Source organism: Nitrospira sp. Kam-Ns4a, from assembly GCF_965152595.1.
Genome location: NZ_OZ224218.1, coordinates 150,750 through 163,813, shown reverse-complemented (window position 1 = coordinate 163,813; position 13,064 = coordinate 150,750). Strand labels below are relative to the sequence as shown.

7 protein-coding genes and 2 pseudogenes are annotated in these 13,064 nt (G+C 65.8%); all 9 read left to right on the top strand.

What is annotated here, in order from left to right; all coding sequences use genetic code 11:
- Positions 1 to 194: 194 nt before the first annotated feature.
- Positions 195 to 287: pseudogene (locus ACWHYQ_RS00795) on the top strand (hypothetical protein); the annotation flags it as partial.
- Between the two features lie 14 nt (positions 288 to 301).
- On the top strand, positions 302 to 1,189 hold the full coding sequence (locus ACWHYQ_RS00790; protein ID WP_447973888.1) for an ISL3 family transposase: 888 nt from the start codon (positions 302 to 304) through the stop codon (positions 1,187 to 1,189).
- 415 nt (positions 1,190 to 1,604) lie between these two features.
- Positions 1,605 to 2,924, top strand: coding sequence for an ATP-binding protein (locus ACWHYQ_RS00785; protein ID WP_447973887.1), 1,320 nt, complete (start codon positions 1,605 to 1,607; stop codon positions 2,922 to 2,924).
- A 144-nt stretch (positions 2,925 to 3,068) separates the two neighbouring features.
- Positions 3,069 to 4,415: an ATP-binding protein gene (locus ACWHYQ_RS00780; protein WP_447973886.1), complete on the top strand. Its 1,347-nt coding sequence runs from the start codon at positions 3,069 to 3,071 to the stop codon at positions 4,413 to 4,415.
- Positions 4,345 to 5,184: pseudogene (locus ACWHYQ_RS00775) on the top strand (DEAD/DEAH box helicase); the annotation flags it as partial. The gene ACWHYQ_RS00780 and the pseudogene ACWHYQ_RS00775, both read left to right, overlap by 71 nt.
- 1,681 nt (positions 5,185 to 6,865) lie before the next feature.
- Positions 6,866 to 9,508 carry a Zn-binding domain-containing protein gene (locus ACWHYQ_RS00770; RefSeq protein ID WP_447973885.1) on the top strand — a complete coding sequence of 881 codons (2,643 nt, stop codon included), beginning with the start codon at positions 6,866 to 6,868 and terminating at the stop codon, positions 9,506 to 9,508.
- A gap of 119 nt (positions 9,509 to 9,627) precedes the next feature.
- Positions 9,628 to 10,830: a hypothetical protein gene (locus tag ACWHYQ_RS00765; protein WP_447973884.1), complete on the top strand. Its 1,203-nt coding sequence runs from the start codon at positions 9,628 to 9,630 to the stop codon at positions 10,828 to 10,830.
- Positions 10,831 to 10,853: 23 nt separating this feature from the next.
- The gene (locus ACWHYQ_RS00760) at positions 10,854 to 11,420 is read left to right on the top strand and encodes an IS607 family transposase (RefSeq protein WP_447972162.1); all 567 of its coding nucleotides are present in this window, start codon (positions 10,854 to 10,856) and stop codon (positions 11,418 to 11,420) included.
- The gene (locus ACWHYQ_RS00755) at positions 11,421 to 12,980 is read left to right on the top strand and encodes an IS200/IS605 family accessory protein TnpB-related protein (RefSeq protein ID WP_447972730.1); all 1,560 of its coding nucleotides are present in this window, start codon (positions 11,421 to 11,423) and stop codon (positions 12,978 to 12,980) included. It abuts the gene before it with no gap.
- The last annotated feature ends 84 nt before the right edge of the window (positions 12,981 to 13,064 follow it).

Below are 13,064 nucleotides of genomic sequence, written 5' to 3'. Positions count from 1 at the left end.
CCCGTGGACCGTGGCCAACGTGGAACTGGATGTGAAGGGGCAGCCGGTGACCGTCACCGTGGAGGCGGGGCCGGGTCCCTCTCCCGGCCCGGAGTGTCGGGAGCCGGTCCCGGGCTACGATCGGAGGCGTCGCCGGTGGCGGCATCTGGAGTCCCTGCCAGTTCACGACGTGGATTCAGGCGGACCTCCCCCGCGTGAGCTGTCCGACCCATGGAGTCAGGCAGATCGCGGTGCCCTGGGCGGAGCCCGGCAGTCAGTTCACCGCCTGGTTCGAGCGCCTGGCCATTGAGCTGCTCCAGGAGTGTTCGGTGAAAGGGGCGGCCGGGCTGCTGCGGACACCTGGGATGAGGCCTGGGGCATCAAGGAACGAGCCGTCGCGCGGGGGCTCCGCCGTCGCACCCGGGACGTCGTCGCGCACCTGGGCGTCGACGAGAAGGCCATTGCCAAGGGGCATCGGTACCTCACGGTGGTGGCGGATCTGGAACGCAGCCGCGTCCGCTACCTGGCTGAGGACCGCAAGCAGGAGAGCTTGGATGGGTTCTGGGGCACGCTGACCCCGGAGCAACGGGAAGGGATTGCGGCCATCGCGATGGATATGTGGGAGCCCTACATCCAGTCGACCCGGGCTCACCTGGATGGGGCCGAGGCCAAACTCGTCTTCGACAAGTTCCATGTGGCCAAACATCTCCACGAGGCTGTGGACCGGGTCCGCCGCACAGAGCATCGGGCCCTGAAGCTAAGGGGCGATGACCGACTGACAGGGACCACGGACCTCTGGCTCATGCGTCCCAAGGACATGACGGCCGAGCAGCGGGCCACGTTCCGCCTCTGGCCGCGCAGCGACCTCACGGGGGCACGGGCCTGGACCCTCAAGGAGCGCTTCCGGCAGTTCTGGGACTATACCTACTGTGGTGCCGCCCAGCAGTGCTTTGCGCGCTGGTTCTGGCGCGCCACGCACAGTCGGCTCCGGCCGATCGCGGCGGTGGCCCACCTGATCCGGCGCCACCTCCCCAACGTGCTCACCTATCTGCAGCATGGCATCACCAACGCGGGGTTGGAAGCCGTTAACGCGACGATCCAATGGGTCAAGAAACCCGCTCGCGGCTTCCGCAACGTCGAGCACTTCAAGACCGCGATCTACTTCCATTGTGGAGGATTGGATCTCTATCCAACCCACACAAAAGCCTGAAGAGCCATTTATACGTTCTAACCTGTGACCGGAAATTGGTAGCACTAGCTCGAAAGATTCCGGATCTGCTCAAGGCGATAAATCCAAGTGAAAAAAGATATGATCCTGAGAGTACATTTATTTAGTCAGAGCCTCTTCATGGAGAAAAGTGGACCATAAGCACTACCTTTGGTCTCCATTCCGCCGTCCTGGTCGACTACCGCGACTTCATGCGCTCGTTCATGCTGTTCGCCGACGAGCGGGTGCGGGAGGCTGTGGACAAAGAAGTGGGCGAATGGCGAAGGGAAGAGGCAGACAAACAACCGCTGGCTGCTCCCCGCTCGCCACTCGCTGCCAGGCGGTCTCCTTGCGACAGGGACAAGATTTTCTCGATGTGGCCTTGTCAGAAGGATACAGATCGGGTACCCTATCCGGCATGGCGTTACACCCTGTCCTTCAAGAGAAGCTGACCGCTGGCCTGGAGCCGGTCAGGCTCGAAGGTCTGACCCGAAGGGACGCACGGCTTCCCGCCATCCGCAACAAGGTCCACACGGTGCTCGGCATGCGGCGGGTGGGCAAGACCACCTTCCTGCGCCAGATGCAGCAGGTCCAGCAGCAGGCGCTCGCCCCCGAACGGGCGGTGTACGTGAGCTTCGACGACGATCGCCTGGCGGACCTGCCCCTTTCCCAGCTCGATGCGCTCTTGGAAGAGTACTACCGTACCTTTCCGCAGTTCCGCGGCCGCGAGCTCGTGTGGTGGTTCTTCGACGAGATTCAGGTGGTCTCGGGCTGGGAGCGGTTCGTCCGGCGTCTCATGGACACGGAGAAGGCCACGGTGGTGGTCTCTGGGTCCTCAGCGCGGCTTTTGTCCCGGGAGGTCCATACTTCCTTGCGTGGCCGGGGATTCGAGACGGTCCTCCGGCCGTTCAGCTTCCGCGAGTTCCTCCGCCACCGCCAGGAGGAGCCGGCGAAGCCCGTCGCCCGCCTGAGTGCGGCCGAGCGCTCGCTCATCGAAAAGCGCTTGCTGGAATATCTGCAGGTGGGTGGATTCCCCGAAGCCCAGGGGCTGGAGACGCGCCTGCGCATCCAATTGCTCCAGAGTTACGTGGACACGTTGCTCTTGCGCGATGTGGTGGAGCGCTACCAGGTGAGCCAAGTGGCCGCCCTGCGCTGGATCGCTCGGGTGTGCCTGCGCAACCCGGCTGGCCTCCTCAGCGCGCATGCGCTCTACCGCGACCTCAAATCCCAGGGGCATGCCGTCTCCAAGGACACGGTGCATGCCCTCCTCGGACACCTGGTGGATGCCTTTTTGCTCTCGCTCGTGCCCTTGGCCACGGACTCCGAGCGGCGGCGCAACGCTAACCCTCGCAAGGTCTATCCTGCAGATCCAGGGTTGATTCACGCCTTCGAGACGAGCGGTCGTGCCAATCTGGGCCGTGCGCTGGAAACGGCGGTGCTGAACGCCCTGGCCTCACAAGGGGCCGAAAGCGGTTACGTCAAGACCGACGACGGGTTCGAGGTGGATTTTCTCGCCCGCATTCCAGGTAAGCGGGAACGCCTGATTCAGGTATGCGCGGACCCGACCGCCCCAGAGGTCCTCGAACGGGAGTTGCGGGCGCTCGACGCAGCCGCTCGTGTCCATCCTCGCGCCGAGCGGGTCCTGATCGTGTCGACGCGAGACCAAGCGACGCAGGTGTCGGCCGACAACATTCGGGTGTGCGCAGCGTACGAATGGTTCCTGGAGGAAGAGCGATGAGCACGATGTTCGATCTCCATTCCTCCTCCTCCTCGCCGATTACCGCGACCTCGTCCGGTCTGTTTTCTCATCGCAAACGAGGCGAATATTTCGCCTTTCTTTAAGGCGAATCCTGCTTGACTTTCGCCTTCTAGGAAGGCGAAAATGGCGCCGATGGACACGGACGCGACAAAGCTGTACCGCGCCCGGCTGGCCGAAATGCTGGCCGATTCGTTGGCCGCGCCACTGCCGGCGGGAACGCCGCGCCGCGTTCATGGGACGGTAAGCCTCCCCGGCAAGGCCACCGCCGTCATCGGCATGCGCCGCGCGGGCAAGACGATCTTCCTGCATCAGCTACGCCGGGAGCGCCTGGAGCGCGGCGTAGCGCGTGAGCGGCTGCCCTACATCAATTTCGAAGACGAACGCCTCGGCGGGCTCGAGGCCGGTCACCTGCATCTGCTGGTCGAGGAATACTACCGCCGGTATCCGGCATATCGTGGGCGCGAGGTGGTGACGTGGTGCCTGGACGAAATCCAGGTCGTGCCAGGGTGGGAGCGTTTCGTCCGCCGGCTGCTGGACACGGAGAAGGTGGAGGTCTTCCTGAGCGGGTCATCGGCGGCACTGCTGAGTCGCGAGGTGGCGACCAGCATGCGCGGCCGCGGCTGGGAAGTCGTCATCCATCCGTTCAGCTTCGAGGAATACCTGCGGCACCACGGTCAGGAGACACCGCAGCGGCTCGACCGGATGACCTCGGCCGAGCGTTCGCGTCTGGAACACGCGCTGTTGGCGTACCTGGACGCCGGCGGTTTTCCGGAAGCCCAGGGACTCGCCCCTCCGGATCGGCTGACGCTGCTGACTCAGTACGTAGACGTGGCGATGTTGCGCGACGTGGTCGAGCGGCATGGCGTCTCGAACGTGGCCGGGCTGCGCTGGCTGGTACGGCACCTGCTGGGCAACCCGTGTGGACTGTTCAGCGTGGAGAAGTTCTACGCGGGGCTCAAGTCGCAGGGCATCGCCATCTCGCGCGAGACCGTGCATCACCTTGTGGGCTACCTCGAGGATTGCTTTCTCGTGCGCACGTGCTGGGTGGCGGCATCGTCCGAGCGGCGGCGGATGGTCAATCCGCGGAAGGCATATCCGGTGGATCCGGGGCTGATTCCGGCGTTCGATCGGACCGGGCGTGCCAATCGCGGGCACGCACTGGAGACCGCGGTTCGGATCGAGCTGGAGCGGCGGCGGATGGAAGTCTCGTATGTGCGGACCCGCGAGGGGTACGAGGTGGATTTCCTGGCTCGGCGGGCGGGCGAGACACCGGCGCTCATCCAGGTGTGCGCCGAACTCGACGACCGCGCAACACGCGGGCGCGAGGTGCAGGCGCTCGTGTCCGCGGCGGCGGAGTATCCGCGCGCCAGCCTGCACCTGATTACGCTGACGCCGGAAAGTGCCGCGGACGTGCCGCAAGAGGTGCAGGTCCACGCGGCGGCGGTATGGCTACTCAGCGGCGCGTCGTAGCAGGGGAAAGGGCGTGACCGTCTTCGACCTTCACTCGCGGATTCTCGCTGACTACCGCGACTTCGTCCGGTCTTTTTTCCTCATCGCCGACGAGCGGGCGCGGGCGTTCGTGGGCCAGGCCCTGGAGGAAGAGGGCCACCTCTGGCCCGAGCCGCTGGTGCAGTTGAGCCCCGCCTATGCGCTTGGCGCGAGCGTGGACGGGCTGGCCCGGGAGGGGATCATCGCTCAGGAAACGGCTCGGATCTTCTGCCGGCCCGACGGAACAGGGTTCCGACTCTACCGGCACCAGGAAGAGGCGATCCGCAAAGCCCTGGCCGGGGAGAGCATCGTGGTGACGAGCGGCACAGGCTCCGGCAAGAGCCTCTGCTACTACCTGCCGATCGTGGAGAGCCTGGTGCGACGGCCCGACACGGGCGACCGAACCGCCGCGCTCATCGTGTACCCGATGAACGCGCTGGTGAACTCCCAGTTCCAGGCGTTGACTGCCCTGAAGCAGCGCTACGAGCAGGCGCTGGCACGGCCCTTCCCGGTGACCTTTGCGAAGTACACCGGCGAGACGACCGATGCGGACCGCGAGGAGATGCGGCGCCGTCCGCCGCAGATCTTGCTCACCAACTATGTGATGGCCGAGTTGCTCTTGGTCCGTCCCGAAGACCAGCGGTTCTTGGACCGCGTGGGCGGGGGCTTGCGGTTTCTGGTCTTCGACGAACTCCACACCTACCGTGGCCGGCAGGGGGCCGATGTGGCGATGCTGGTGCGCCGCCTGAAAGAGCGCTGCGCTGCGGATGGCCTGGTCCACATCGGCACGAGCGCCACGATGATCGCACGGCCGCAGGCGACGGCAGAGGAGCGACGCCAGGCCGTGGCCGACTTCGCCACCCGCTTCTTCAGCCAGCCGTTCGGCCCCGAGCAGGTGATCGAGGAGACGCTCGCGCCGTTCACCGAGGGCAGTCCCTCTTCGAGGGAAGAACTGCGAGCGGCGCTAGAGGCGGCACCGCCAGCCGATCTGGCCGCGCTCCGGCGACACCCGCTCATGCGCTGGCTGGAATACGAACTGGGCTTGGAGCAGGAAGCCGATGGAACGTTGAAGCGCCGCACGCCCAGGTCCCTTTCGGATGTGGCCCGACAGCTTTCCGAGATCACGCGGTTCGAGTCGGAGCACTGTGCCAGGTACGTGCGCGACGTCCTGGTCAGCGGGGGCACGCTCCTCGCCGATGGTGGCACCAGGGCCGTGGCCTTCAAGCTGCACCAGTTCGTGGCCCAGGGCCGGACGCTCTACGCGACGCTGGAAGCCCGAGGGCAGCGCCAGTTTTCCCTCGAAGGCCAGCTCCAGGCAGGCGAAGGAAAGCTGTTTTTGCCGGTCAAGTTCTGCCGCCAGTGCGGCCAGGACTACTACCACGCGCTGCGGGCAGAAGACCGCTTTCTCCCTCATCCGGTGGGGGCGGAGCCCGATGAGGAAGAGGGGCACGCCGGATATCTGATCCTTGCCCCCGAGGAAGGAGATTGGTCGCCGGAGCAAATCCCCGAGGACTGGTTCAACGCCAACGGAAAGCTCAAGGCCACCTGGAGGGAGCGGGTTCCGCAGCCGGTGTGGGTGCTCCCGGACGGCTCCTTCAGCACCACACCGAGGCCGGCCGCGCAGAAGATGTGGTGGCAGCCGCACCCGTTCTCGCTCTGTCTTTCGTGTGGCGAGTACTACACCGGACGCGAGCGGGAATTCGTCAAGCTGGCTTCTCTCTCCAGCGAAGGGCGCTCCAGTGCCACCACGATCCTGTCTAGCTCGCTGCTCCGGCATGCGAGCCTCACGCAGGCGGCGCGCGACAAGCTCCTCACCTTCACCGACAACCGCCAGGACGCCTCGCTGCAGGCCGGGCACTTCAACGATTTTGTCCAGGTGGCGCTGCTGCGCGCGGCGCTCCATGCGGCGCTGAACAGGGAGAAAATCCTGACGTTCGATCGCGTAGCGCAGGAAGTGGTCCGAGCGGCGGGCCTACGCGTGGCCCACATCGCCAAGAATCCGGAACTCGATCCGGACGCTCCCGCGGCGCAGGAGGTCTGGCAGGTGCTCACCGACCTCACCGAATACCGCCTCTACGAAGATCTGCGCCGCGGTTGGCGAGTGGTGCACCCGAACCTCGAACAGGTCGGACTCCTGAAGGTGGAGTATCGCGGTCTGGATGACCTTTGCCAGAGCGCGGAGTTGGCGGCGCTTCATCCGTGGTTTGCCGGTGCTGCACCGGAAGACCGAGCCTCGGTGGTGCAAGCGATTCTCCAGCAGTTCCGCCGCAAACTCGCGATGCGCGCCCGGGTGCTGGAAGAGCCGTTCCAGCAGCAGCTCCGCCGCCGCGCCGAGCAGTACCTGAACGAGTTTTGGGGCCTGGATCCCGACCACGACGAACTGCGCCGGGCCAACCGCTTCGTGCGCCCTGGTCGCTCAGGTCGCCCGGTGGATGGCTTCGGCCTGGGTAAGCGGAGCCTCATCGGCCGCTGGCCGCTTCCTGCGCGCCCGCCTCGGGCTGAGCGGCGAGGAGTACTGGCGCGTGCTGGACGGCCTGCTCGATCTCCTGGTGCGACACGGGCTGCTCGCCCGGCTGGATCCGGTGGACGACCACCAGCTCTACCAGCTCGACGCCTCCTGCCTGCGCTGGTGCCTGGGCGACGGGTCTCCACCCCCTCCCGATCCCCTGTATTCGCGGCGGGCGGGGAGTGCGGGTTACGCTGCGTCGCCCCGCACGGTCAACGCGTTTTTCCAGCGCTTCTACCAGATCGAGGCAGCAAGCCTGGCGGCCCTCGAGGCGAGAGAACACACGGCACAGGTGGTGCAACCCGGCGAGCGAGAGCGGCGCGAACGGCGCTTCCGTTGGGAAGATCAGGACCGGACCAAGGAAGCCGAGGTCGCCCGCCGGCTCCCGTACCTCGTCTGTTCACCGACCATGGAACTCGGTGTGGACATTGCCGATCTCGAACTCGTCCACCTGCGCAACGTGCCACCTACACCGGCCAACTACGCGCAGCGGAGCGGGCGCGCCGGCCGGCAGGGTCAGCCGGGACTCATCGTGACCTATTGTGGCGCGCTCAACAGCCATGATCAGTACTACTTCCGCCGCCGCGCTGAGATGGTCGCCGGACGTGTCCGCCCACCCCGCCTGGACCTCGCCAACGAAGCCCTGTTGCGCGCTCACATCCATGCCGTGTGGCTCGCTCACGTGCGCCTGCCCCTGGGCCGGTCGATCGAGCAGGTGATCGATACGGATCGCGACGAGCTGCCGCTTCGCGAGCAGGCCGCGGCCCAAATCCAGCTTGATGAGCCGGCTCGGCGCGAGCTCGAGCGCCGCGTGCGTCAACTTCTCGCCGCCAACGAAGGCGTGCTCACTGCCAGCGGCTGGTTCGGCGATGGGTGGATTCGGCAAGTGATCGAAGAGGCGCCACGGGAACTCGATAAAGCGTTCGATCGCTGGCGCGAGCTCTATCGAGCGGCCAAACGGCAGCGCGATGCGGCCAGGCTCGAGGAGGACCGGGCGCGCACGGTGGACGAGCAGCGCCGGGCCAGGGACCGGCAGGACGAGGCCCGGCGTCAGTTGAACCTCCTCCTCCAGGTGGGTGTGGCCCGCGAAGAGGGCGACTTCTACCCGTACCGCTATCTGGCGAGCGAAGGGTTCCTGCCCGGCTACAACTTCCCGGCGCTCCCGGTGCGTGCCTGGGTGCCGCGGGGCCAGGAGGGGGACTTCATTCCCCGGCCTCGGTTCCTGGCGATCCGCGAATTCGCTCCCCAGAACTTCCTCTACCACGAGGGCCGCCAGTGGGAGTCCGTGGCCTTTCAAGCTCCCCCGGGCGGCCTCGATGAGCGCAAGAGTCACAAGCGGCTCTGCCGGGCCTGTGGCGCCTTCGCAGACCCCGATCTCGATCTGTGTCCGGTTTGCCACACCCGCTTCGACGGCGAGAACAGCCTCGTGGCCACGCTGCTCGAGATGCCGAACGTCCGGATGAGACGGCGCGGCCGGATCACGGCCGACGAAGAGGAACGGCGACGGCGAGGCTACGAGCTGGAGACCTGCTTCCAGTTCGCCCCGGAAGCGTCCGGCTATCGCGTCCAGGAAGCCGATGTGGTGGCGGCAGGCAGCACGGTTCTGCGGCTGGTGTACGCGCCCGCGGCCACGCTCTTGCGGATCAATCACGGCTGGAGAGGCACGGAAGTGCCGGGGTTTCTCGTGGACTTCGAAGGCGGCGAGGTGTTCGCCTCCGCGCTGGAGCAGGCGCATCCAAAGGCTCGGGCGCAACGGCTGGAGCGCGTGAGCCTCGCGGTTCGCGCGACGCAGAACGTGCTCCTGGTGCGGCTCGTGCAGCCGGAGGCACGAGACGACGACATTGTAGAAGCGACGCTCCGCTACGCGCTGAAACGCGGGCTCGAGGAGGCGTTTCAGCTCGAAGAGACGGAACTCGCGGCGGAGCCGATCGGCAGCGGCGACCATCGAGCGATTCTGCTCTACGAGGCGGCCGAAGGGGGAGCCGGTGTGCTGCGGCGACTCGTCGAAGAGGCCGACGTGCTGGCCCAAGTGGCGCGCATGGCGCTCGACATCTGCCACTTCGACCTCGCCGACGCCGAGCTGAAGGATATGAAACCCGATTGCCGCGCGGCCTGCTACGAGTGCTTGCTCAGCTTCGCCAACCAGCACGAGGCGTTGCAACTCGACCGGCACCGCATCCGGCAGATCCTGCTCGACCTGGCCGAAAGCTGCACGGAGCCGCGCGTAAAAGGTCGCTCCCACGAGGAACACCTTGCGTGGTTGCGCTCGCTCACCGACTCCCGCTCCGAACTCGAGCGGCGATTCCTCCACGCCCTCGCCGAGGGAGGGCACCGGCTGCCCGACGAAGCGCAGAAGCCGATCGCCGAGCCGCCCTGCATTCCGGACTTCTTCTACGAGCCGAACGTGTGCGTCTTCTGCGACGGCACCGTCCACGACGAACCGGCACAGGCGGCTCGGGATCGCGAGATCCGTGGCGAACTTGTCCGTCGCGGCTACCGCGTGATCGTGATCCGGTACGATCGAGACCTTGCGGGACAGATCCAGCGATATCCTGAGGTATTCGGCTGAATCGGCTGGGAGCGGTCGCCCGGGCGCTGGACGCCGACACGAAGGGCCCGCTCCGCCACATCCACCGCCGCGTCGGCACGGCGATCCTCTTCGAGTCCTCGGGCGGCCAGACAGACAAGGTGGCGCACCTGCCGGAACTGCGCTTCGCCCTCGGCGAGCCCGAGGTGGACACGACCTCGGTGGACAACGCCGCCTTCGCGCTGGAGAACAAGTCCTATTTCATCCGCAAGGTGGGCTCGGATGGGTTCAAGATCGGCCACCAGCCCACAATGAAGAAGGTGGTCAACGACCGGCGCGCCTCGCTGGATGAAGAGACCGAGATCAAGCCTGCCCTTCGCAAGCTCGTCGAGGCGGAGTTCCGCCGGGGCGCGAGCATCCCCGTCGTGGCGTTCCCCCGCGACGGTGCGGAGGCGCCAGATTCCCCGCGCCTGACACTGGTGATTGGGGACCCGGAGGCCGAGTGGACGGGGAGTGGCGCGCGGCGCGCCGAGATCGCGGAATGGACCAAACAACGCGGCAAGTCCCCGCGCCTCTACCCGGGATCGCTCGTGTGGTGCCTCAAGCAGCCGGGGCGAGACCTGCGGGAGAAGGTCGAGCTCCTGCTCGCCTGGAAGCGCGTCGCTCGCGAAGTGGCCGAGGGCACGCTGGGGGGCGACGTTGACCGGGCGGATCGTATGGATCTCCACGCGAAGGTCGAGGAGGCGGAGGAGGCTGCCAAAGAGGAGGTCTGGGGTGGCTACCGGTTCGCGGTGATCTTCGCCCCCCAGGAAGCAGACGGGCTCAAGGTCATCGACCTGGGGGCTGGTCACTCCTCGAGCGGCGAGACGCTCTGTGGGAGGGTCATCTCGGCGCTCAAGTCGGCGGCACTCCTCAACGAGTCGGTCGGTGCCGGCTACATCGACCGGAACTGGCCGCCCGCATTGAAGGAATCTGGCGCGTGGCCGCTCGCCAGCCTGCGGCAGAGCTTCCTGAACGGCTCGCTCACGCGCCTGCTCGATCCCGATACGACCCTGCGGGGCAAGATCGTCGAGTTCGTCGCCAGGGGTGACTTCGGCCTCGCCTCAGGTCAGAGGGCCGACAGAACCTATGAGCGGGTCTGGTTCCAGGAGCCCGTCAGTTCGGACGAGGTCGTCTTCGAGGCGGGGGTCTTCCTGCTGACGAAGGCCAAGGCGCAGGCGCTCAAGGCTGGGGTTCCGGAGCCTGTTCCGGAACCTGAACCGGTCCCTCCGGTATCCGGTCCCGAACCGGGTTCCGAATCCGAACCCGGCCCGCAACCTTCCCCGGGGGTTGCAACAGTTCTCGTGTTGTCTAGAATACTATAGAAATACATGCTGCTCTATGAAGCATGAAATTAAGCGATTGGGCGAAGAAACAAGGCGTCAGCTACCGCACGGTCTGGAACTGGTTTCGGCTCGGCAAGCTGCCTATCCCCGCCAGACAGTTGCCGAGTGGGACGATCATCGTTCAGGAGGCATCAGAAGATAACGGCATCGCCGTGATCGATGCCCGTGTTTCCAGCAGTGATCAGCGCCCCCATCTGGATGGACAAGTGGCCCGTTGCCTGGAATACGCGAATGCCCGAGGGCTGTCGGTAAGCCGGACGGTCACTGAAATCGGCTCCGGTCTGAACGGCCATCGAAAGAAGCTGATGCACCTTCTGGCCGATCCCAGGGTCAAAACCATCATTGTGGAACACCGGGACCGGTTGATGCGCTTTGGAGCGGAGTACGTGGAAGCGGCCCTGACTGCCCGCGGGGCACGCGTGTTGGTGGTAGACGAGTCTGAGCTTCAGGACGACCTGGTGCAGGACATGATCGCGGTGCTGACTTCGTTCTGCGCCCGTCTGTATGGACGCCGCTCGGCCAAGAATCGGGCCAAGAACCTGATCGCGGCCTGCAGGGAGGGCGGATAGGTGGCAGCTCAACGCACGTATCAAACCCGCCTGGTCATCCCGCCGAAGGCGGACAGCCTGCTCGGGGCCTATGCCGAACTGTATGGCCACGTGCAGCGCACGCTGTTTGCCGCTATGGCACGGGGCGAGAGCCCGGAGTCCTTGAAGCCCGCCTATCTCCAGCGTTTTGGCCTGACCGCCCGGCAGTTCAATGCGATCTGCCATACGCTGAAGGGCATGGTGTCCTCGATCAAGGAACGCCGCAAGGGACTGATCCAGGAAGCCCGGACACGCATCAACACGGCCGAAAAGCGGCTGGCTGCGCTGGACAGACGCCACCGCGAAGAGACCGATGCTACGCAGCGCGCGTGCCTGGCCAAACGGATCCATCAGAAGAAGCGCCGCCTGGCCATCCTCCGGCACCGCTTGGCTCGCCTGGAGGACGATCACGCCCATGACCGGGTCCGGATCTGTTTTGGCAGCCGGCCGCTGTTCCGGGCCCAGTTCCATCTGAAGGAGCATGGCTACGCGTCTCTGGATGAATGGCGCACCGCGTGGCGACGTGCCCGTGCGAGCCAGTTCTTCGTCCTGGGATCGAAGGACGAGACCGCCGGGTGCCAGGGGTGTGTGGCGGAATACCTGGGCCATGGCCGTTTTGCCTTCCGGCTGCGTCTGCCGGACGCTGTCATCGCGGCCAACGGGGGAGAGAAATTCCTGCGCGTTGAGGCGACGCTGCCGTATGGGACTGAGCATGTGGTGGCGGCGCTCGCCCGGCAACAGGCGATCAGCTACCGCTTTGTTCGTGATGCCAAAGGCTGGCGTGTATTCATCTCCACCGGAGTCCTGCCCGTCAGGCTCCAAAGCGATCGGCGGCTCGGTGTGATCGGGCTTGACCTCAACAACGACCATCTGGCTGTAACCGAAACCGACCGGCATGGGAATCCGTGCGCCACGGCGAAGATCCCGCTGGTCACGTACGGGTGCAGCCGAGAACAGGCCCAAGCGCGCATCGGCGAAGCCGTCAAGCAGGTGATGGCATTCGCCCGGGGAACACACAAGCCCCTGGCCTTCGAGCGGCTGGCGTTCGCCCGGAAGAAGGCGCAGCTCGAGGGCAACGGTGTCCGCTATCGCCGGATGCTCTCGGCGCTGTCCTACGCCCGCATCCTCGCCATCCTCAAGGCCCGTGCTCATGATGCGGGTCTGGAGGTGCTGGAGGTCAATCCCGCCTACACCTCGGTCATCGGTCGGCACAAATTCGCCCGCCGTTATGGGCTTTCGACTCACCAGGCCGCAGCGTTGTGCCTCGCGCGGCGGGCTCTGAAGTATTCCGAGCGGCCAAACCGCCGCATGAGCGACCAGGTCGCCTTCTCCCTACCCGTGAGGAATCGGGACAAGCACGTCTGGTCGTTCTGGCGGCAGGTCGCCAGGAAGGAAGCGGCGCTGGCAGCGCCTCGCTGGTCGGGCATGGCTCGATCCTGTCGGTCACCTGCCGGACGGTCCGGCAAGGCGCCGGCAGCGATCCTACCGGCGAGTGCAGGTGGAATTCCTGCACGCGAATCGTCATCAGCGCCGTTCGGGTGACGTGCTGTGGAATGGTTTTCCATGGTTTTAGGAACGGTCAGGAAAACCAGCCATTGGATGCCTCCCAGCTTGCTGGGGGTTCTT

Coding starts and splice junctions, on each gene's coding strand:
- ACWHYQ_RS00785 (WP_447973887.1), top strand. CDS start 1,605: ATGGCGTTACACCCTGTCCTTCAAGAGAAGCTGACCGCTGGCCTGGAG.
- ACWHYQ_RS00780 (WP_447973886.1), top strand. CDS start 3,069: ATGGCGCCGATGGACACGGACGCGACAAAGCTGTACCGCGCCCGGCTG.
- ACWHYQ_RS00770 (WP_447973885.1), top strand. CDS start 6,866: ATGGCTTCGGCCTGGGTAAGCGGAGCCTCATCGGCCGCTGGCCGCTTC.
- ACWHYQ_RS00760 (WP_447972162.1), top strand. CDS start 10,854: ATGAAATTAAGCGATTGGGCGAAGAAACAAGGCGTCAGCTACCGCACG.